Here is a 19522-nt window from a genome sequence, read left to right on the forward strand (position 1 = left end):
CTAATCTGTTTGATTTATTGCTCTATTTTACTATGTCTATAATTTCGTTTTTTACTTCAATTTATTAGTCTAACTTATAATCTGTATCTTGAATATCTTCATTTATTGGGGTGCGGAATGTGGGTTATGGTTATAACGAAAATGAATACTTTGGAATGGAATGTAAGCGAGTTAGCAGTACAGAACCAAATAGATATTTAGCAACAGATTATGTTAGAGAAGGTGTAGAAAGATTTGTTGAAGGTACATACAGCTTAGGTCATGACTATGCAGCAATGTTAGGTTTTGTAATTGATGGTAAAATTAATAACTGTATTGATTTAATTTGCGATCGCCTGAATAAATATAAAAATGATATATGCTTAAAAGAGGATTGGGCTGATGAGCAAAGTTTTGGAACAACACAAAATATATATCGCACTCGTCATCTGCAAAATGGACAAAATATAATGTCTATCCTCCATTTATTTCTTGTAGTTAGTTAGTTTTAATGATTACAGAGTGATAGTCAATAATTATTGTTAACATAATCAAATTTTAGGGCAATTAATCTCAAAATTCTCAAATCGCTTCTGATACTTAGCCGTGATAGCAAAAGTCATCAAACATCGTTGACAAACTCCTAATTCCCATAAGGCAGGGATTTTAAACTTAGCTTCACACTTGGGAGACTTGGAAAGTAAACGCAAATTATGGCGATCGCTGTTTCCGCATAGCAAGCACTACATAACCGAATGGGTTCATGCTGCATACCCACCCCAGCAGGTGACGGCATTTTGGCTAACCTTTGGACATCTATTTCTACCACAGGTGCGAACTGCTTGCAGCAGCGCTTCCAACTCTCTTTGACTAGGACGAGGATTAAAATGAAACCTTTCCCTAGACCTAAAGGTGGGGTATTTATATTATACTGTATGAGAAGACAAAACTATTTTAAAATAAAAAATATGTCATAATTAGAGGCAGAGTAATATCTTAACCACTTATGTACACTTTGCAAAAAATCAAAACCCAAATCCCCATTGATTATGAGCAAATTGCCGCATTTTGCCAACAATGGAAAATTATAGAACTTGCTTTATTTGGTTCTGTGCTGAGAGATGACTTTCAGCCTGATAAAAGTGATGTTGATGTATTAGTGGTATTTGATCCAGATGCTCATTGGACGCTGTTCGACCTTGTTGATATTCAAGATAACTTAAAAGATATTTTGGGTAGGGATGTTGATTTAATTGAGCGTGAAAGCATAGAACAAAGTTTTAACCATCAACGCAAGAAAGAAATTTTAGGATCTTATAAAGTTGTATATGCTACCTCGTGAAGATAACTATTTGATGGATATGCTTAATGCTGCAAAATTAGCTCAGGAGTTTGTCGCAAACGTTAGTTGGGAAAACTTTCAGTCTGATTTAATGCGTCAAGCAGCAGTTACTCGTCAATTTGAGATTATTGGCGAAGCAGCCCGGAGAATTTCTGAAGATTCTCATGCAGAAATGCCCGAAATTCCTTGGCATCAAATTATTGGGATGAGAAATCGTATAGCCCATGAATATGATCGCATAAATTTGGTTCGACTTTGGGATACTATTCACATCGCTTTACCTGAATTAATTGCTGTGCTAGAAAAAATTATCAAGACTATAAAATCATCAGGAGTATAGATCATTGAGTTCTCAAAGAAGTTGGGGATCTGGGTATTGTATTTAGTAACCGCCCAAATATTGACGAAACATTACTCGATATCGTAAAATTATGGTATTAGTTTATCAGTAATAAATCACCTAGATCCCCGACTTATTAAAAAAATCTGGGATCTGAGTATAACCTAGTAATTGCACCTGTATTGTGGCTGAAGCGATGAAATGAGTTACCATAATTAAATAAATCACAGGCAACCAGCAATGATTACAGTACCTTATAATCTGCCCACTGCCGAAGACCTACCCGATGGCGACGAAACCCCAGTGGATAATGAACTACAAAACGATATTCCCAATATTCTCTTAAATATATTGAAATGGATTTGGAACAGTAGAGAAGATTGGTTTTGGGGTGTAGATATGTGCATCTACTATGAACCAAATATTGAAGAACCCATCAAATCTAAATCAATTGTTCCCGATGGGTTTTTAGCTTTAGGAGTAGAACGACTCAAAAATGAAGGAGGTAGATTAAGTTATGTACTGTGGCAAGAACAAGTATTACCAATTTTAGTATTAGAAGTAGTTTCCCATAAATACAACGGTGAATATGATGATAAATTACAGGAATATCAAAATTTAGGAATTTTATATTATGTGATTTACAATCCATTGAGTGGCAGAAGGGGATTATATAAAAAACACCAGTCTTTGGAAGTTTATAAATTAATTGATAGAAAATATGAATTAATACCAGCTATATCTAAATTAGCAGAAAATGGCAAAATGTTCTGGATGCCAGAAGTAGGGCTAGGAATTGGCTGTGAGCGTGGGAATAGTGGCAAATGGGAGCGAGAGTGGGTTTATTGGTACGATCGCTCTGGGGTGAGGTATCCCACTGCTGAGGAACGGGCTACAAGTGCTGAGGAACGGGCTACAAGTGCTGAGGAACGGGCTAAAAGTGCTGAAGAACGGGCTGAATTAGAACGGACTGCGAAAGAACAAGCAGAAATAGCTGTTCGTGAAGCATCTCGCATAGCACTTCAGGAGCGCCAAGAAAAAGAGAAACTAGCAGCTTACTTAAAATCTCTGAATATAAATCCCGATGAAATTTAATTTTACATTGTCGTGATGGCAAGACTTGGGGGACAAGGGAGAAAAACCGTACAAGCATTGACAGAAAATACCGAATATGTGTAGGGGTTTAGCAGTGCTGAAAAGGTGAAACTTTGATAGGATCTTCTTCTGGTAGTTCTTCTACAACTTTTGCCTCATATCCTGCCGTGAGGACTCTTTTAGAGACGTTCCAGGGAATCTCTCTACATTTTGCGAAAAGAAGATTATTTGTAGAAAACGCTTCATTTCTACAAGATTGTGATATGATATTATTTACGTTGGGTAATTATCTCTTATAAAAATAAGCGGCTAATTTGACTGCTAAAATCGGAAAGCTTTGTCTCAAATTATACAAATTTGCTCCTTATGCAACAGTAGTCCGGTTGATCAAAAACTGGATGATAATTTTACATCCTTAGCGATCGCTGGTAATATTGTTAATCTAAGCGGGTTTTAAGGATATAAACTCAAAATTGTCATCACTGAAAAAATGTTTTAGCAAAAGCGGCTGTTTGAGTCAGTGCGAAAAAAGACAAAAATAACTTACCATTTTAACACGAGTTACATCAAAACCAAACTCGACGTTAAAATTTTTTTCCCTAAATTTTGGTGATTATGTATTTCTGCATCACTAAAATTAGAAATTTTTTCTCAACAGTAGTGGCAAAATCCGTAACTCAATCTTTCAGGAACAGAGTATGAATCATCAGCATTTAGATCAGGGTCAAAACATCAAATTATCAGATATGCAAGGACAACCGTGGCTAGTGGAAGAACGAGATGCTTGTGGTGTGGGTTTTATCGCCCAGCGTCAAAACATTGCCAGCCATGAAGTTGTAGACAAAGCCCTAAAAGCCTTAACCTGTCTAGAACACAGGGGTGGTTGCAGTGCTGACCAAGATTCGGGAGATGGTGCAGGTATATTGACAGCAGTTCCTTGGGAATTGTTCCAAAATAATTATGTCTTGGGAGAGATTGACTTTTCTACTCCTGAAAACATGGCTGTGGGAATGATATTTTTACCACAAGACCCAGAAGCAGCAGCCAAAGCCAAAGCCACATTTACCCAAATAGCCACAGAAGAAAATTTGACTGTACTGGGCTGGCGAGTAGTCCCCGTGCGTCCAGACTTGTTAGGAGTGCAAGCCAGGGAAAATCAGCCCCAAATTGCCCAAGTTTTCTTAAAATCGGCTGATAAAACCGGAGAAGAATTAGAACGGAAACTGTACATTACCCGGAGACGGATTTTTCAAGTAGCCAAAGAAATTTCCGAAGAGTTCTATATTTGTTCTTTATCTAGTCGTACAATTGTCTATAAAGGCATGGTGCGATCGGCAGTATTGGGAGACTTTTATGAAGATCTGCAAAATCCCGCCTATAAAAGTGCCTTTGCAGTGTATCATCGACGGTTTAGCACCAATACCATGCCTAAATGGCCTTTAGCCCAACCAATGCGGCTGTTAGGACACAATGGCGAAATTAACACCTTATTAGGAAATATTAACTGGATGATGGCACGGGAAGCCACCTTAAATCATCCGGTGTGGGAAAATCGCTTCGACGAACTCAAGCCCTTAGTTAATATTGATAATAGTGATTCAGCTACCCTCGATAATATTTTAGAGTTGCTGGTACGTTCTGGACGAGCGCCCGAAGAAGCTCTGATGATTATGGTGCCGGAAGCCTATAAAAATCAACCATCTTTACAAAACTATCCAGAAATTGTTGATTTTTATGAATATTACAGTGGTCTACAAGAAGCCTGGGATGGACCGGCACTGTTAGTATTTAGTGATGGACAAAGAGTTGGAGCGACCTTAGACCGGAATGGTTTAAGACCAGCCCGTTATCTAATTACTAAAGATGACTATATTGTGGTGGCTTCAGAAGCGGGTGTGGTAGAGTTCCCAGAAGCAGATATTATTGAGAAAGGCAGATTGGGTCCTGGACAAATGATTGCGGTGGATTTAATTACCCAGGAAGTGCTGAAAAATTGGGAAATTAAACAGCGCATTGCTAATCATCATCCCTACGGAAAATGGTTGGAAGAGTATCGTCAAGAACTGAAGGAATTGGTTGGTAGTGAATCCTTGGGGGGAAATGGGAATGGAAATGGACACCATAGCAATGGAAACGGCCATTCACCTGTAGATAATAAACAGGTTTTACTCCAACAACAAATAGCTTTTGGCTATACTACAGAAGATGTGGAAATGGTGATTCAGCCCATGGCGGCGACCGGTGCAGAGGCGACTTTCTGCATGGGTGATGATATTCCTTTGGCTGTTTTATCAACCAAACCCCATTTGCTGTATGACTATTTTAAACAGCGTTTTGCTCAGGTGACAAATCCACCAATTGACCCTTTGCGGGAAAAATTGGTGATGTCTTTGACGGTGGAATTGGGTGAACGGGGGAATTTGTTAGAACCCAAGCCCGAATATGCTCGTCGATTGAAGTTAGATTCGCCGGTGTTGACGGAAGCAGAGTTAGACGCAATTAAACTGTCAGGATTTGCGACGGCTGAATTATCAACTTTATTCCCCATTGAATCTGGTCCACAGGGTTTAAAGGTGGCTGTGGAATCTTTACAAAAACAGGCGGCCGAGTCGGTACGGGCTGGGGTGAAGATATTAATATTGAGTGACAAAGCAAATCCAGGAATTGGGGCAGAATATAGTTATATTCCCCCTTTATTGGCTGTTGGTGCAGTTCACCATTACTTGATTCGCCAAGGGTTACGGATGAAAACGTCCTTGGTGGTGAATACGGCTCAATGTTGGAGTACCCATCATTTTGCTTGTTTGTTGGGTTATGGTGCGGGTGCTGTTTGTCCGTATATGGCTTTGGCTACGGTGCGAGATTGGTGGTCTGATTCCAAGACGCAGCAGTTTATGGAAAGAGGAAAAATTGCGGCGGTGAGCTTGGAAGGTGCGATCGCTAATTACCGGAAAGCGGTAGAATCAGGATTGCTGAAAATTCTCTCCAAAATGGGAATTTCCCTCCTTTCTAGTTATCAAGCCGCCCAAATCTTTGAAGCCATTGGAATCGGTGCAGATTTGTTAGCCCTGGGTTTCTGGGGAACAACTTCCCGCATTGGTGGGTTAACGATAAGTGAATTAGCCCAAGAGGTGCTATCCTTCCACAGCAAAGCCTTTCCAGAACTGACTACCAAAAAGTTAGAAAACTTGGGTTTTGTCCAATATCGCCCCGGTGGTGAATATCATAGCAACAGCCCAGAACTAGCAAAGGCGCTGCATAAAGCCGTAGATGGTAAGCAATACGACCATTATGCAGTTTACAAACAACATCTAAAAGATAGACCAATAACCGCGTTGCGTGATTTATTGGATTTTCAAAGTGACATCCCCTCTATCCCCATCGAAGAGGTAGAATCGGTTAGCGATATTGTCAAACGCTTCTGTACTGGGGGAATGTCTCTAGGTGCTTTATCGAGGGAAGCTCATGAAACCTTAGCGATCGCTATGAACCGCATTGGTGGTAAGTCTAACTCTGGGGAAGGTGGAGAAGATCCAGTTCGTTACAATATTTTAAATGATGTAGATGGTTCCGGTCATTCCCCGACTTTACCTCATCTAAAAGGCTTACAAAATGGCGATACAGCCGCCAGTGCTATCAGACAAGTAGCATCAGGACGGTTTGGTGTCACTCCCCAGTATCTCGCCACAGCCAAACAAATAGAAATCAAAATGGCGCAAGGTGCAAAACCAGGGGAAGGTGGACAGTTACCAGGACCCAAAGTTAGCCCTTATATCGCCATGTTGCGACGTTCCAAGCCTGGTGTAACATTAATTTCTCCACCACCACACCATGATATCTATTCCATTGAAGACCTAGCCCAGTTAATTTTTGATTTGCATCAAATTAGCCCAAAATCTAAAGTTTCGGTGAAATTGGTGGCAGAAATCGGTATTGGCACAATTGCGGCGGGTGTAGCTAAAGCTAACGCCGATATTATTCAAATTTCTGGTCATGATGGGGGAACTGGTGCATCACCTTTAAGTTCTATTAAACACGCTGGTTCACCCTGGGAATTGGGGTTAACAGAAGTACATCGGGTGTTGATGGAAAATAGTTTGCGCGATCGCGTAATATTAAGAGTTGATGGTGGACTCAAAAGCGGCTGGGATGTCCTCCTCGCTGCCTTAATGGGTGCAGAGGAGTTCGGCTTCGGTTCTATTGCCATGATTGCTGAGGGCTGCATTATGGCGCGGATTTGTCACACCAATAACTGTCCCGTCGGTGTCGCTTCCCAAAAAGAAGAACTGCGAAAACGGTTTACAGGTATACCAGAAAACGTCGTTAATTTCTTCTACTTCATCGCCGAAGAAGTCCGCAGTTTGTTAGCTAGACTAGGCTACCGTTCCCTATCAGAATTGATTGGTCGCGCAGATTTATTAACCACCCGCACTGATACTAAACTGACTAAAACCCAGTCCTTAAACCTCGATTGTTTAACTCAGTTACCCGATACAAAAACCAATCGTAGCTGGTTATTCCATGAAGAAGTCCACAGCAACGGTGCAGTTTTGGACGACCAAATTTTGGCAGATGCGGGTGTTCAAGTAGCAATTAAAAATCAGTCCACTGTTGACAAAACCTACGCTATTGTGAATACAGACCGGACTGTGGGGGCAAGATTGGCTGGCGCAATAGCTCGTCAGTACGGTGATAGTGGTTTTGAAGGGGCAATTAACCTTAACTTCCAAGGTAGTGTAGGACAAAGTTTTGGTGCATTTAACCTAGCTGGTGTCACCCTTAGCTTGTCAGGAGAGGCTAACGATTATGTTGGTAAGGGGATGAATGGAGGGGAAATTATCATTAAGCCCTCACCAGATGCTACCTACAATCCATCAGAAAACGTGATCGTTGGTAATACTTGCCTTTATGGTGCTACTGGTGGGGTGTTGTTTGCCAATGGTTTAGCCGGAGAACGGTTTGCTGTGCGTAATTCCAAAGGTACAGCCGTAATTGAAGGTGCTGGAGACCATTGTTGTGAATATATGACTGGTGGGGTGATTGTCGTCTTAGGTAAGGTGGGACGCAACGTTGGTGCAGGAATGACTGGGGGATTAGCTTATTTTCTAGATGAAGATGGTTCTTTCTCAGAATTGGTCAACCGTGCTATTGTTAAAACCCAGCGAGTGATCACAGTTGCAGGGGAAAAACAACTGCATGAGTTAATTAGATTGCACAGCGATCGCACAAGTTCCCCCAAAGCTAAACAGATTCTCGAAAATTGGACAGAATACCTACCTAAATTCTGGCAATTAGTTCCACCCTCTGAAGCAGACAGTCCAGAGGCTAACCCTGAAGTGGGAGTACAGATAAAACAGTTAAGTTCGGTAAATTAGTAATGGAAATCAGGATTTTCACGTCCTGAAAATGAACAGGATTAATTGAGACTAGATACTTTGTAGAGACGTTCCATGGAACGTCTCTACATAAGGGTTTTGATGGAACATATATTTAATTTTTGGAGATATCTTTTCATCAATTTTGAATGCTTCAGTATGAAAAAACTTTAGTAGGAATAGATAAATATTGATCTGGTTGTTCATGACTTTGATAAATTGCCAAGAAATATTGTTCGATTTTCTTTAATATTCAAAACATCATCCTTTCAACCAAAATCCTGAAAATCCTCAAATCCTGGACATCCTGATTCAGACAAATTATTGAACGCAGATAAACGCGGATAAACGCAGATGATTAATTCAGTTTCGCCTTGAGCAGTTCTTAATTTATCTTGACTTAAAAAAGACCAATCAAGACCTTGGATATCTTGTTTATTCATAGCTAAATGTTCAGTAAATCCTGTATCTAACATTGTTTCCACAGGAAAACTGAAATTATCTCCACCAATTAAATCAATTTCAAAATAAATTTGTCCATTTTCTCCAAATCTTCCCTCAATCATATTCTGCCACTAACTCCTGTTTCATTAATGCCAAAAATATGATGAATCACATTAGGATACTTTTCTTTCGCCATTTTACTTGCTATTTCTTTGTCTTGATCAATAAAATAATCACCACTATCAGGTTCAATGGCAATATACCAACCAGAGTATTTATCTAATATTTCTGGTTTTAACTGCTCGAAAATGATCCAACAACGCTCATAAAAAGCCTGTCTTCTAGCTTTGTCTTGGACTTTTTGTTCTTCAGTCCACTGAATTTCAGGAAACACTCGACCACGCCGGACAACTCTTTGGGGTGTAGATTGTGTCATGACTAAATTATCTAAAATTTACTGTCTATTATAATATATAAATTATTAGCCCCTCAAATTAATATTCATACACGTCATCCTTTCAACCAAAATCCTGTAAATCCTTAAATCATTGGCAATTGATGCCACCATCAGAAGTAGGTACACCCACAAAACAGTTAAGCTCAGTTATGGGTAATGCGTGATAGCTAGATCCCCGACTTCTTAGAGGATGTTTGAAAAGTTTCCGGCGATTATAAATCGCTACTACACAAACAAAGTCCGCCTGCGCGGACTAACGGAAAATAAAGGGTTTACAACCCACGGAGGTGGGTTTTGCCTGTGTAGCCGCGACTTCTAGTCGCCAGGGCGAGTATGAATTTAGACTTTTCAAACACCCTCTTAGAGAAGTCGGGGATCTGAAATTCTCCTGTTCCCTTACTTTTTATTAGCAATAACTTTTTGGCTTTGATCTTCCATTTCTAATAGTTCAGGAATAGTCACAAATTTATAGCCTTGCTTGCGAAATTTACTAATAATTTCTGGTAACGCTTGCACAGTTTGGGAACGATTACCACCACCGTCGTGCATTAACACAATCCCACCAGGTCTTGCTCCCTTAAAAATATTGTTAATTAACCTGGGGACAGAAGGGCGAGAATAGTCTACTGAATCAGAAGACCACATAATAATGGCGTACTTGTTGTTTTTTGCATAATTAACTACCCCATTGTGCATTATTCCCCCCGGTGGACGAAATAAACCTGTTTTTACACCAGTCGTTTGATAAATAATATCTGTTGTATTAGCAACTTCATAGGCCGCTGTTTGGGGATTCATGTAATGATACCAGTGATGCCAAGTATGATTCGCAATAGTGTGACCTTCTGTAACTACCCGCTTGGCTAAGTCTGGATAAAGCTTCACATTTTGCCCAACAACAAAAAATGTTCCTTTGATCTTGTTTTTATTGAGAATATCCAGGACTTGCGCGGTAGTCTGAGGCCAAGGACCATCATCAAAGGTGAGAGCAATAACTTTTTGATCTGGAGCGAGCTTTGCTTCTTTAATAGTTTTCCCTTGAAAGCGTGATGGTACATCAGAGATAACACCCCTAACTTTTGCCTCTTGCTGCCAAATGGTTAACATTGTTGCCTTAAATTGCTCAACTCGTTCCTGAGTTCCTAAATTTGCAGCGATATCTTTGACATTGGTTCTCTGGCTATCTTGAGCCTCAGAGATGTTTGGTTTAACAAGCATCATCATCCCAATGCTTAAAGTACCAGCCAAGCTAACCAACGCAATCAAAATCCCTTGCGTCCAAAAAAGTGACTTATTGTTTTCCACGGCATAGCTCCTTCAAGGGTTTAACCATCAGCTATAGTTCTGACGGTAGGTTATAACACATTTTTCTTAGAAATTAGTTACTCAGTTATTTACTGGTAATTATGAAAGTTGAAATACGCATTTAGATTAATTCCCCATTTTTAGTAAATAGATTACACTGACTTACTTGAAGTCTCGGTAATTCTAGTTTTCTAAAATTGCTAATTATGCCCCACTTACTCGCACGGTTCAATACTCACATTTGTATTGCTGTTAATGTATATCCTTGTGCAGGTTCAGTGCTTCCTTTTTTTAAAAAAGTTAAACTTTCAATCAAATATTCTTGTTGGTCAAATCCTACAAAATATATAGACGACTATTAACTCACCATAGTTTCTCATTTCTCAAGATAATTTAGTAGTTATGGTAGATACTGTTCCAGCATTCAGTAAAAATAATCTAGCAATCCGGGCTGACTTTATGTATATCTTAGTGGGTTCTATTAATTAAATATAAAATACATCCCCGGCTTATTGAAAAAATCCGGCATATCCACATTATATTTACACTCTAGATTAATGGAGTTAAGCGGATTCGAACCGCTGGCCCCCTCAATGCCATTGAGGTGCGCTACCAACTGCGCTATAACCCCGTGAAACTCATATCCTATATTGCCTTAATAATTGTGTTTTGTCAAGTATTTCTTGATTGACATGAGAACGTTAACCTTAGCTCTCATAATTTGTCAGTTGATTATGTTACTTGTAACAAATAGGTCATACAGTGACCCATGAGAAAGTAGACTACCAACATGGCCGCAGCAGCTAAAGCGACTAATGTACCAGCCAACATCAGGGAAAATTCCTTATTCTCGTAGGCTTTTTCCATTAGGTGCAGCGACCAGGCTACCAGTGCCACATCAAAAAGTAAAATAGGAATCAACATATTAGTTAATATTTCTTCATAGTAGTTAATTTATATTAACATTGTTTTGTCAAACTGTCTCTAACCTGGGATAGATGTATTTAGTTGCTACACTGTAAGTTCAAGATAGGAGTCGGACGGGAATAGTTCGCTCGTGTAAGTAATTTTTAATTTGCGCCACGCTTAACTGCCCGTAATGTAACAGAGATGCTAATAATGCGGCTTCTGCCTTACCTTGGGTCAAAGCGGCGTGGATGTGTTCACAATTACCTGCACCACCGGAGGCGATAACGGGAACTTCTACGGATTGAGCGATCGCTCTTGTTAACTCTAAATCGTAACCAGCTTGAGTACCATCTGCATCCATGCTTGTAACTAACAATTCACCCGCTCCCCGACTTACTACTTCTCGCGCCCACAATAGGGCATCTTTACCAGTATTTTCTCTACCCCCCCGCACATAAACATCCCAGCCTGGGTTCTGGGGATCTATCCTGCGTCTAGCATCAATAGCTACAATTATGCACTGATTACCGAAGCGATCGCTGGCCCGATTAATTAAATCAGGGTCGCGTACTGCCGCAGAATTAATACTAACCTTATCTGCGCCGGCTCGTAACAAACCTTTAACATTTTCTAATGTTTGGATTCCCCCACCGACAGTTAATGGAATAAAGACCTGTTCAGCCGTTCGGTAAACGACATCAATAATCGTATCCCGGTCTTCATGAGTGGCTGTAATATCTAGAAACACTAACTCATCTGCACCGGCTTCATTGTAAACCTTGGCCAGTTCTACCGGATCACCTGCATCTTTAAGATCAACAAAGTTCACCCCTTTCACAACCCTGCCCGCCTTGACATCTAAGCAAGGTAAGATTCTTTTACACAACATAATGACTTTTTGACTCCTGGTAATTGCCGGAATTTAAATTGTAAAGGTAATTGGCGAATAGGTGACAAGAGGATAAAAGACTTAGGGGCTGATAAGAGGTCAGGAGGAAGGGGGTAGGAGGCACTGACAGGTGTAGGTTTTTAATATTATCTGTGAAGGCAGGACTTGGAAGACAAGGAGGTATTGTAGACAAGGAAGATTTTATACAAGAAATGGTCTATTGAGCTTCAGTTTTTGTGACCAATCGTATATTCTTTGTACAGTTTTCCTCCCTTGTCGCCTTGTCTACCTTGTCCCCCAAGTCTTGCCCTTACGACAATGTAAAATACCTACCCTTGTGAGCCTCCTGCCTCCTGCCACTGTCACCTTTTTTCTAATTTAGCTTGATCAGCGCCAGTATAACCAGTTGCTAACCACATAATAGCTCTAGCTCCATCACGGATAGATTTTTCAATTGGTTCTGATGTGTTTTCCGATGGAACTGGTACTGCTTGGAAATCAATGCCCCGACTACCTAAAACAATTTGGGCAATAACTGAAGCACGACGCATATGAAAATCAGAAGTAATTAAATAAACTCTTTTGATGCCACGAGCGTGTAAATCATCTACTAATGTAGTAAAATTTGTAACTGTATCTATCGCTTCATAGTCCAAGTTTAAGCGCCTAGTATCAACTCCAGCCTTGGTAAACACCTGTTGAGTGAATTTCGGTGGACTTCCCCCAGTAATCCAAATTGGTATATTTGGATGCTGGTGAGCAAAATGGGCTGTAAACTTCTCTCGTTCTAAACGTCTGGTCGAACCACCTAAAACTAACATTGCTTGTGGCTGTACAAATTGGTTTTGTATTTCTTGGTATCCCCACAACACGAATAATGGTAGGGAAAAAGCCATCAGCCGGAATGATTTACCTGTAAAGAGTAGCTTATTCAAGGCTCTAGGGTTATATCTGGGAAAATTAGGATTTTTTGCAGAAATTAAGATAGATCAGAGCAATATTTGAGCTATATCTCACCAAATAGGATTTTGGGCGATTTTTCGCTCACTGTTCACTGTATCAAAATAATTTGATTTTATAGCGATGAGTAATTTTATCTTAGTATTTAGGAATTGATCAAAGGGGTTTAAACCCATCTAACATAATTTTATTTGTTTTGAGGTAACGGGACTGGTGCGACTTGAACGCACGACCTGTCGCTTAGGAGGCGACCGCTCTATCCAACTGAGCTACAACCCCAAGTATTGAGCATTTACAATATAGCAGTAGTTTTAGTCAGACTGCCAATTTTCATCCCAAGGACTACCTCCTATTTCTAATCCACAAAGGTTACTCTCTGCTTTCAGGATGATTTTAGATTTGCTGAGACTTAATTCTCGCAGTTCTAAAGTTAGTTTCCCTTGCATGGTGTCTCGGCAACAGTATGTTAAACCATTGGTGGTGGGCGCACGTAGAGGTGTACCTGGTAAATTGGTAGTTCCTATGAGTTCGATTTCGTAGTTTAGGTTTTTAGCTTGCATTTGCCATCTACCCCAGGGCTGAATTTTCCAAGTTACTTTTGAGTTCCAGGGTACAAATTCATAAAATTTGCCTTGGTGGTGAATCCCTATCATGGCTACTGATTCGGTCCACCACAATACACCACGTTTTCCGCCGCCGGCTGTTAGGGCTAGGTCTGGTTGATCGAGGAAGGAGTTACAATTTAACCAAAACCATTTTTGGGGAAATGCTCCACCCCAATTTTTTTCGCTGTATGCTGGGGCGTTGGTGAAGTGGTAGATTTTCCCATTCCAGTCTATCCAACCTGTGGCTAATGCGTGAGCCATTAAAATTTGCCATCCTGGTTCAAATATCTGTAAGAATGATAGCCAGCCGGCGGTTGATTGTTGTATGCTATTTTGATTACCCCAACCGTATATGGGTTTAATTTGGTATTCCCAACGGCAGTAGTTACCTGTGGCGGGATCAGTAATTATGCCTTGGTTTAAGGTGGCTGTGGCTTGATAGCCTTGTTGAATATGCTGTGTAAATTGTGGGGGTGGGAGTTGGTGGGGTGGTGTTTGTAAGTCGGTTTTACCCCAATGTCCTAAGCCTAATACATCTTCGGTAGCCCAAAATTTGTTAACATCAGGGAAGGTACGACACAGATATTCGTCGTTTGGTGCGAGTATTTGGGCTGCACCGCCACTGTGGGGTTTACCGCCAATGGGATCTTCGATAGAGTACATGAAGGCGAAGGTTTGCCCAATTTCAGGCAGTGTAACACGATAATACCAACCTTCAAAAAAACGGCGATCGCTCTGATCCCAATGGTAGCCGCTATGGGGTGTTTGTAGGGGGTTTGGGGGATTATTACGCATCATTATAAATTCGGCTGTATGTAAGAATATTATTTTCAGGGCGATCGCTCTGATTCTACATTAGTAAAATTTAAAGGTGCAACAGCTTAATAAATGTCTAGACGAGATGATTTACATTTTTCTCTGTGTCGTACTTTAATAAAAGATGGTTGGACAATCACTGATGATCCATTAGTCTTAGTTTTAGAGAAAACATTACTAAAAGCTGATATTGGTGCAGAGAAATTTTTTATGGCGGAAAAAGAAAACTATAAAATTGCAGTTGAAGTTAAAGATTTTGATGCTCCTTCTATAATTAGTGAATTGGAAAAAGCAATGGGTCAACTTCAGCTTTATCAATGGGCTTTAGAAGCACAAGAACCAGAACGGCAGCTTTTTTTAGCTGTGAGTGAGCCTGTTTATTTAAAACATTTCCAAAAACCTATTTTTCAGTTAGTTATAAAACGGAATAAAATTAATTTACTAGTTTATGAACCAATAGATGAGGTCATTGTCCAATGGATAATTCACTAAGATATTCTGAAATTTTAACGCGAGTATTACGGAAAGCGGCATCCGCACAACCCCGGTTACAGCCGATTTCAATTCATGCTGTATGTGATACTGAGTCAGGGCAATTTCTAATTATTGCCACAGGTTGGGAAAGAAATGTTTGGATCAATACCATTTTATTTCATGCTCGGTTGCTAAATGGCAAGGTTGTGATTGAAGATGATAATTTTGAGGAGGGTCTTACAGAGACATTAATTACTGATGGAATTGCACCAGAGGATATTATTACAGGACTTTCTGTAGAACAGCAATATTTGAGTTTACATTATTGAATAGGGATAAATACTGTCGTTCACTCTCTAATCTACATCAATAGTGCGTAGCAAAGCGAATTACATTGCTAAAGGAAGACTCTAGTACACTTTTTATTAACCTTTATTCTATGGAGTGTCATCAAAAACAGAGTTCAAATTACGACGACCACTCACTACTCGCAAGATTTCAATTCCATCATTTAAGACTCTATAAAAAACTATATATCCTTCAAGAGGTAATCCTCGTAAATCATCACGTATTTCTAAGTAGCTTTTACCGCTATTTGGAAAAAAAACTAATTGTTGACATTTACGATTAAATTCCTGGAAAAATTTCTCACCAGCTTCTAGATTGTTTTGTGAAAAGTATTCAGCAATTTCATTTAGATCACGACTAGCGAGAATATTGATAACGTAACGATTCATTTTTCTGTCTGTCTTTTTTGCTGAAATTGCTCTAGAATTTGATTTACAAATGTCTCGCCATCAATAGGTGGTGTGTGGTCTGAAATTTCAATCGCTGCATCAATTTTTTCTCGCACATCCCGAACCCATTCTGTTTCAGCACGATCATATTCATCTAGCAACCGGAGAGCTATTTCTAGAACTTCTTCTACAGAATGGTATTTTCCAGTTTCCAGCTTTGTTGCAATAAAGCGTTCTTGCTTAGGTGTGAGTGTGAGACTGATGCTCATAATCAATTTTGGTAAAATCGGCTGTAGATAAGAACCATTATAAGTCAAATTGAGTAGACATTCTTAAATAGCGATCGCTCTGTAATTTACATCAATAGTGTAGTGTGTAGCAAAGGTCACTGTTACTAAGGTAGCTTAGATTGAAACTTTGTTTAAAAAGTAGTTTAATATTAATAGTTAGAAGTATACAGAATTATTATGGATGCTTTAATTGAAGAACTAAGTACAAAGTTAAGTTACTGGCAACCTACTGTAGCAGAACAAGTTCGCCATTGTATTCTAGAAATCATCGAAATGGCAGATCAGGATGTTTTAGACATTCTCAGAACCCGTACAGTAGAGCAAGAAGTTTTGGATTTGTTAGATGAACCCTAAACTTGGTGAAATCTGGCTTGCTGATTTGGGGATAGCTGCAAAAACACGCCCAATTATCATTATATCCCGTGATGACCCAGATCCACCACGAGCTTTGGTGATTTATGTACCACTAACTACCCAAAATCGAGGAAGTCTTTATGAGGTTGTACTACCTCGACTACAATTTCTTGAACGGGATTCCATAGCTAATGTTCAAGGTATTGGATCTATTCCAACGGTAAGACTGGAGCGAAAATTGGGCAAATTACCAGAGGAAGTTATGCTGGAAATTCAGCAAGCGATTAAATTCGCACTTGATTTACAGGATGTAGCTGAATAATTGCTCTCAATACTAGATTAGAAATGCGATCGCGTAGGGTTCGGCACGAAAGTTATTGTTATGAATACTTATACATTGGCGTTGGTTCAGTTCGGAAAAAAAACTGTATGTTTCCACAAAGGTTACAACGAATAGCCTCGCAAGGAATTGACGAATCATTTGCACGATTTGTACCAGATTGAATGGGCTGATCATAACAAGAAGTTTTCAGAAAATCACAGTCAATCTTTTGATAAGTACCTTCACCACAAAAACGACATCGTGAACCAACTTTACCAGAATAGAAATGCTCATATATTAAGCGTCTAACTGTTTCAGCAACTTCTTTCAACTCTGAAACAGTTAGACGCTGATTAGGTTCTTCAACAACTGATTTGGCTAATATTCTTTGTGTTACATAATCGAGTTGAGGATTTTTACATACAGTTGATAAGTTGTTAGAGTCGTTGTAGTTTTCCCTAGCAAATATTGTTCCAGTCAGCAAAAAATACAATATTTTGCCTAATGCGTATGAATCGACAGCATCAGTGACTTGATCAGTGCGTCCATTTTCTAATTCAGGTGCAATATAATATAGAGAGCCGACTTGTTCCTTAGTCTCAGTGAAACGGTTATTTTCGTCTATGTCTATAAAGTAGCAGATACCAAAGTCAAGAATTATGGGATTATCATCTTGATCAAGAATGATATTATCGGGCTTTAAGTCACGATGTACTATACCTTTTTTATGTGCATAATCTACGATGTTGCATATATCTATAAAAACTGTCAGTGCTTTGATTGGTTCTAGGGGTGCTACTTTAGTTAGAACATTACCTTCATAGTATTTAGTTACAAAATAATAAGGTTCAGTTTCTAGATTTGTATCTAAAATTGGGGGAATCCGTTCATGCTTCAATTCTTTTCCAGCCCTAATTTCTTGCTTAAACCTGTCAAGTCGGTTAGGGTTTTTTAATCTTTTCAGAATACAGACTTCAGTAAATTCACCCGATAAATCTTTGACTCGATATACCCAAGACTGACCACCTTCACCAGATGAATCAATAATTTCCCATCTATTACCAAATTTTTTTCCCATATTTTAAAATTATACTAAATACGGCTGGGAGATGTACTTTTACAAGATTACAAAAGACCTGGATTTGTAGCGGTTTAGCAGTGCTAAACGTCTAGTTTAGAATGAAACTATTAAGCCTAAGCCGTTTTCAGTATACCTTATCATCTGAAATATTCTCAACCTGATTTTAGCGATCGCTCTCAATCATCCCCAATAAATTTTGCTACAATGTGATTAGGCTTTTGCTCTCACCCATGTTTAATGATTTGACTAACTCCCTAATTCCCAATACTGCGCTTTCAGTGGGGGGATTAACTGATTATCTGCGATCGCTCTTAGAACAAGATCAAATTTTACGCCAAGTATGGATCACTGGTGAAGTTTCTAGTGCCAATCATCATCGTAGTGGATTATTTTTTACCTTACAAGACCCTGATGGTACTGCGTCTATTAAGTGTGTAGCCTGGAATAATCAATTGGCAAAACTGGCACAAACACCAATTTCTGGGGAACAGTTAATCATTTTGGGCAGTATTCGTCTTTATCCCCAACGAGGCGAATATCAATTAACGGTGTGGCAATCTTTACCTGCTGGTGTGGGTTTACAGGCTTTACGCTATCAACAACTAAAAAATCGCTTACTGGCTGAGGGTTTGTTTGATCTCGAAAGAAAGCGATCGCTCCCTACCCATCCTCAAATTATAGCAGTTGTCACCTCACCCACTGCCGCAGCTTGGGGGGATATTCAAAAAACTCTCAAACACAGATACCCCGGTTTACAGGTGTTATTTTCTCCTGCTACAGTCCAAGGCGAACAAGCTCCAGAATCTATCGTTAAGGCGATTGAACGGGTAGAAAAGGATGGGCGGGCTGAAGTTCTCATTTTGTCAAGAGGAGGGGGTGCAGTTGAGGAATTAGCCTGTTTTAATGATGAACGGGTAATTATGGCTGTTGCTAATTGTCCGATTCCGGTAATTACTGGTATTGGTCATGAGAGGGATGAATCTTTGGCAGATTTGGTGGCTGATGTTTGCGTACATACACCTACAGCCGCAGCCGAAAGGGTTGTACCAGCGTTATCTGAGTTGTATTTTCAGCATCAACAGAGAATTACAGCTTTGTTGGAAACGGTAAATTCTGCTTTGGGAATGGGAGACAATCAACTCCAAAGTTTAAAAAATCGGTTGCGGCGGTTGGGTTTAGATAGACAATTACAGCAAGAAGCCCAGAGGTTAAGTTGGCAACGTCAGCAATTATTACAGGTGACTAAGGGTAAATTACAACAATCTACCCAGCATTTAGAGATGTTGCGGCAAAAGTTAGCTAGTATTGACCCGAAAGCTGTGTTACAGCGTGGTTATGCGGTGGTGAAACAAGAAAATCGCATTGTTCGTTCTGCTTCTGAATTAACTTTAGGTGAAGAGTTATTGATACAATTGGCGCAGGGTGAAGTGAAGGTTAAAGTTATGGAAGTAAACGAACCGCAGAGACGCAGAGGACGCAGAGGGGTTAATGGTTAAACGTAATAGTGCTGCTAATGATGATTTAGCAGGTAGGAGTTATGAGGAGAAGGTGGCGGAAATTGAGCAGATTATCCTCCGCATTGAAAAGGGTGAATTGGAATTGGCTGATGTGTTTGAACAGTTTACTCATGCTGTGGAATATTTACGCCAATGTGAAAGTTTTTTACAGCAACGACAACAACAGGTAGATTTATTAATTGAAACTTTGAAGGATGATTAGAAAGTTGATAACACGATTTGTTGGGAGAA

The 19522-nt window shown here is 39.7% G+C and carries 22 protein-coding genes and 2 tRNA genes; 11 read left to right on the forward strand and 13 right to left on the reverse strand.

The features are described from left to right. Positions 1-119: 119 nt before the first annotated feature. Positions 120-485, forward strand: a complete 366-nt coding sequence (locus VB711_RS14560) for a hypothetical protein (RefSeq protein WP_323286823.1) — start codon at positions 120-122, stop codon at positions 483-485. A gap of 137 nt (positions 486-622) precedes the next feature. On the opposite strand, the gene VB711_RS14565 is transcribed toward VB711_RS14560, so the two are convergent. Beyond that, positions 623-808, reverse strand: coding sequence for a hypothetical protein (locus VB711_RS14565; RefSeq protein WP_323286825.1), 186 nt, complete (start codon positions 806-808; stop codon positions 623-625). A 177-nt stretch (positions 809-985) separates the two neighbouring features. Between VB711_RS14565 and VB711_RS14570 the strand changes: the two genes are divergently transcribed. The 4 genes from VB711_RS14570 to gltB all read left to right on the forward strand — a co-directional run bounded on the left by VB711_RS14570 (position 986) and on the right by gltB (position 8131). Then, a complete protein-coding gene (locus VB711_RS14570; RefSeq protein ID WP_323286826.1) occupies positions 986-1321 on the forward strand; it encodes a nucleotidyltransferase family protein in 336 nt (111 codons plus the stop codon). After that, positions 1308-1661, forward strand: coding sequence for a DUF86 domain-containing protein (locus VB711_RS14575; RefSeq protein ID WP_323286827.1), 354 nt, complete (start codon positions 1308-1310; stop codon positions 1659-1661). The genes VB711_RS14570 and VB711_RS14575 overlap by 14 nt, the downstream gene beginning before the upstream one ends. A 240-nt stretch (positions 1662-1901) precedes the next feature. Then, positions 1902-2756, forward strand: coding sequence for a Uma2 family endonuclease (locus VB711_RS14580; protein ID WP_323286828.1), 855 nt, complete (start codon positions 1902-1904; stop codon positions 2754-2756). A gap of 698 nt (positions 2757-3454) precedes the next feature. After that, positions 3455-8131, forward strand: a complete 4677-nt coding sequence (gene gltB / locus VB711_RS14585; RefSeq protein WP_323286829.1) for a glutamate synthase large subunit — start codon at positions 3455-3457, stop codon at positions 8129-8131. Between the two features lie 269 nt (positions 8132-8400). Here gltB and VB711_RS14590 read toward each other — a convergent pair whose 3' ends face one another. From VB711_RS14590 to VB711_RS14630, 9 genes are all read right to left on the reverse strand, one after another. Continuing rightward, positions 8401-8697, reverse strand: coding sequence for a hypothetical protein (locus VB711_RS14590; RefSeq protein WP_323286830.1), 297 nt, complete (start codon positions 8695-8697; stop codon positions 8401-8403). Next, a complete protein-coding gene (locus VB711_RS14595; RefSeq protein WP_323286831.1) occupies positions 8694-9011 on the reverse strand; it encodes a hypothetical protein in 318 nt (105 codons plus the stop codon). The genes VB711_RS14590 and VB711_RS14595 overlap by 4 nt, the downstream gene beginning before the upstream one ends. Before the next feature lie 417 nt (positions 9012-9428). Continuing rightward, complete coding sequence (locus tag VB711_RS14600) at positions 9429-10337, reverse strand: polysaccharide deacetylase family protein (protein ID WP_323286832.1); 909 nt, start codon at positions 10335-10337, stop codon at positions 9429-9431. 558 nt (positions 10338-10895) lie between these two features. Next, a tRNA-Ala gene (locus tag VB711_RS14605) sits at positions 10896-10968 on the reverse strand. Positions 10969-11069: 101 nt separating this feature from the next. Continuing rightward, a complete protein-coding gene (locus VB711_RS14610) occupies positions 11070-11261 on the reverse strand; it encodes a hypothetical protein (protein ID WP_323286833.1) in 192 nt (63 codons plus the stop codon). A gap of 100 nt (positions 11262-11361) precedes the next feature. After that, the gene (hisF, locus tag VB711_RS14615; RefSeq protein ID WP_323286834.1) at positions 11362-12135 is read right to left on the reverse strand and encodes an imidazole glycerol phosphate synthase subunit HisF; all 774 of its coding nucleotides are present in this window, start codon (positions 12133-12135) and stop codon (positions 11362-11364) included. Positions 12136-12497: 362 nt separating this feature from the next. Then, positions 12498-13031, reverse strand: coding sequence for a YdcF family protein (locus VB711_RS14620; protein ID WP_323286875.1), 534 nt, complete (start codon positions 13029-13031; stop codon positions 12498-12500). 269 nt (positions 13032-13300) lie between these two features. Next, a tRNA-Arg gene (locus VB711_RS14625) sits at positions 13301-13374 on the reverse strand. A gap of 32 nt (positions 13375-13406) precedes the next feature. Continuing rightward, positions 13407-14498: a tocopherol cyclase family protein gene (locus VB711_RS14630; RefSeq protein ID WP_416233581.1), complete on the reverse strand. Its 1092-nt coding sequence runs from the start codon at positions 14496-14498 to the stop codon at positions 13407-13409. Positions 14499-14588: 90 nt separating this feature from the next. Here VB711_RS14630 and VB711_RS14635 point away from each other — a divergent pair, with 90 nt between their 5' ends. Both VB711_RS14635 and VB711_RS14640 read left to right on the forward strand, forming a co-directional pair. After that, on the forward strand, positions 14589-15008 hold the full coding sequence (locus tag VB711_RS14635; RefSeq protein WP_323286835.1) for a XisH family protein: 420 nt from the start codon (positions 14589-14591) through the stop codon (positions 15006-15008). Further along, the gene (locus VB711_RS14640) at positions 14993-15319 is read left to right on the forward strand and encodes an element excision factor XisI family protein (protein WP_323286836.1); all 327 of its coding nucleotides are present in this window, start codon (positions 14993-14995) and stop codon (positions 15317-15319) included. Before VB711_RS14635 ends, VB711_RS14640 begins: the two co-directional genes overlap by 16 nt. Positions 15320-15427: 108 nt before the next feature. Here VB711_RS14640 and VB711_RS14645 read toward each other — a convergent pair whose 3' ends face one another. Then, positions 15428-15727 (reverse strand): type II toxin-antitoxin system RelE/ParE family toxin, encoded by a 300-nt coding sequence (locus VB711_RS14645; protein WP_323286837.1) that lies wholly within the window; start codon positions 15725-15727, stop codon positions 15428-15430. Further along, positions 15724-15996, reverse strand: a complete 273-nt coding sequence (locus VB711_RS14650; protein ID WP_323286838.1) for a ribbon-helix-helix domain-containing protein — start codon at positions 15994-15996, stop codon at positions 15724-15726. The genes VB711_RS14645 and VB711_RS14650 overlap by 4 nt, the downstream gene beginning before the upstream one ends. 198 nt (positions 15997-16194) lie before the next feature. Here VB711_RS14650 and VB711_RS14655 point away from each other — a divergent pair, with 198 nt between their 5' ends. Both VB711_RS14655 and VB711_RS14660 read left to right on the forward strand, forming a co-directional pair. Continuing rightward, positions 16195-16371, forward strand: coding sequence for a hypothetical protein (locus tag VB711_RS14655; RefSeq protein ID WP_323286839.1), 177 nt, complete (start codon positions 16195-16197; stop codon positions 16369-16371). Then, complete coding sequence (locus tag VB711_RS14660) at positions 16361-16693, forward strand: type II toxin-antitoxin system PemK/MazF family toxin (RefSeq protein WP_323286840.1); 333 nt, start codon at positions 16361-16363, stop codon at positions 16691-16693. The genes VB711_RS14655 and VB711_RS14660 overlap by 11 nt, the downstream gene beginning before the upstream one ends. 58 nt (positions 16694-16751) lie before the next feature. Here the strand turns inward: VB711_RS14660 and VB711_RS14665 are convergent, their stop codons facing one another. Further along, complete coding sequence (locus tag VB711_RS14665) at positions 16752-17771, reverse strand: serine/threonine-protein kinase (RefSeq protein ID WP_323286841.1); 1020 nt, start codon at positions 17769-17771, stop codon at positions 16752-16754. 233 nt (positions 17772-18004) lie between these two features. Here VB711_RS14665 and xseA point away from each other — a divergent pair, with 233 nt between their 5' ends. Together xseA and xseB are read left to right on the forward strand one after the other, a co-directional pair. Continuing rightward, complete coding sequence (gene xseA / locus VB711_RS14670; RefSeq protein WP_323286842.1) at positions 18005-19270, forward strand: exodeoxyribonuclease VII large subunit; 1266 nt, start codon at positions 18005-18007, stop codon at positions 19268-19270. After that, positions 19263-19493, forward strand: a complete 231-nt coding sequence (gene xseB / locus VB711_RS14675; RefSeq protein WP_323286843.1) for an exodeoxyribonuclease VII small subunit — start codon at positions 19263-19265, stop codon at positions 19491-19493. The genes xseA and xseB overlap by 8 nt, the downstream gene beginning before the upstream one ends. Positions 19494-19522 lie beyond the last annotated feature (29 nt).

Source organism: Cronbergia sp. UHCC 0137 (assembly GCF_034932285.1).
In the GTDB taxonomy this organism is placed as follows: Bacteria; Cyanobacteriota; Cyanobacteriia; order Cyanobacteriales; family Nostocaceae; genus Cronbergia.

Coding starts and splice junctions, on each gene's coding strand:
- VB711_RS14665 (WP_323286841.1), bottom strand. CDS start 17,771: ATGGGAAAAAAATTTGGTAATAGATGGGAAATTATTGATTCATCTGGT.
- VB711_RS14635 (WP_323286835.1), top strand. CDS start 14,589: ATGTCTAGACGAGATGATTTACATTTTTCTCTGTGTCGTACTTTAATA.
- VB711_RS14620 (WP_323286875.1), bottom strand. CDS start 13,031: ATGGCTTTTTCCCTACCATTATTCGTGTTGTGGGGATACCAAGAAATA.
- VB711_RS14645 (WP_323286837.1), bottom strand. CDS start 15,727: ATGAATCGTTACGTTATCAATATTCTCGCTAGTCGTGATCTAAATGAA.
- VB711_RS14595 (WP_323286831.1), bottom strand. CDS start 9,011: ATGACACAATCTACACCCCAAAGAGTTGTCCGGCGTGGTCGAGTGTTT.
- VB711_RS14580 (WP_323286828.1), top strand. CDS start 1,902: ATGATTACAGTACCTTATAATCTGCCCACTGCCGAAGACCTACCCGAT.
- xseA (WP_323286842.1), top strand. CDS start 18,005: ATGTTTAATGATTTGACTAACTCCCTAATTCCCAATACTGCGCTTTCA.
- VB711_RS14655 (WP_323286839.1), top strand. CDS start 16,195: ATGGATGCTTTAATTGAAGAACTAAGTACAAAGTTAAGTTACTGGCAA.
- VB711_RS14650 (WP_323286838.1), bottom strand. CDS start 15,996: ATGAGCATCAGTCTCACACTCACACCTAAGCAAGAACGCTTTATTGCA.
- VB711_RS14660 (WP_323286840.1), top strand. CDS start 16,361: ATGAACCCTAAACTTGGTGAAATCTGGCTTGCTGATTTGGGGATAGCT.
- VB711_RS14590 (WP_323286830.1), bottom strand. CDS start 8,697: ATGATTGAGGGAAGATTTGGAGAAAATGGACAAATTTATTTTGAAATT.
- gltB (WP_323286829.1), top strand. CDS start 3,455: ATGAATCATCAGCATTTAGATCAGGGTCAAAACATCAAATTATCAGAT.
- VB711_RS14570 (WP_323286826.1), top strand. CDS start 986: ATGTACACTTTGCAAAAAATCAAAACCCAAATCCCCATTGATTATGAG.
- VB711_RS14575 (WP_323286827.1), top strand. CDS start 1,308: ATGCTACCTCGTGAAGATAACTATTTGATGGATATGCTTAATGCTGCA.
- VB711_RS14630 (WP_416233581.1), bottom strand. CDS start 14,498: ATGATGCGTAATAATCCCCCAAACCCCCTACAAACACCCCATAGCGGC.
- xseB (WP_323286843.1), top strand. CDS start 19,263: ATGGTTAAACGTAATAGTGCTGCTAATGATGATTTAGCAGGTAGGAGT.
- VB711_RS14640 (WP_323286836.1), top strand. CDS start 14,993: ATGGATAATTCACTAAGATATTCTGAAATTTTAACGCGAGTATTACGG.
- VB711_RS14610 (WP_323286833.1), bottom strand. CDS start 11,261: ATGTTGATTCCTATTTTACTTTTTGATGTGGCACTGGTAGCCTGGTCG.
- hisF (WP_323286834.1), bottom strand. CDS start 12,135: ATGTTGTGTAAAAGAATCTTACCTTGCTTAGATGTCAAGGCGGGCAGG.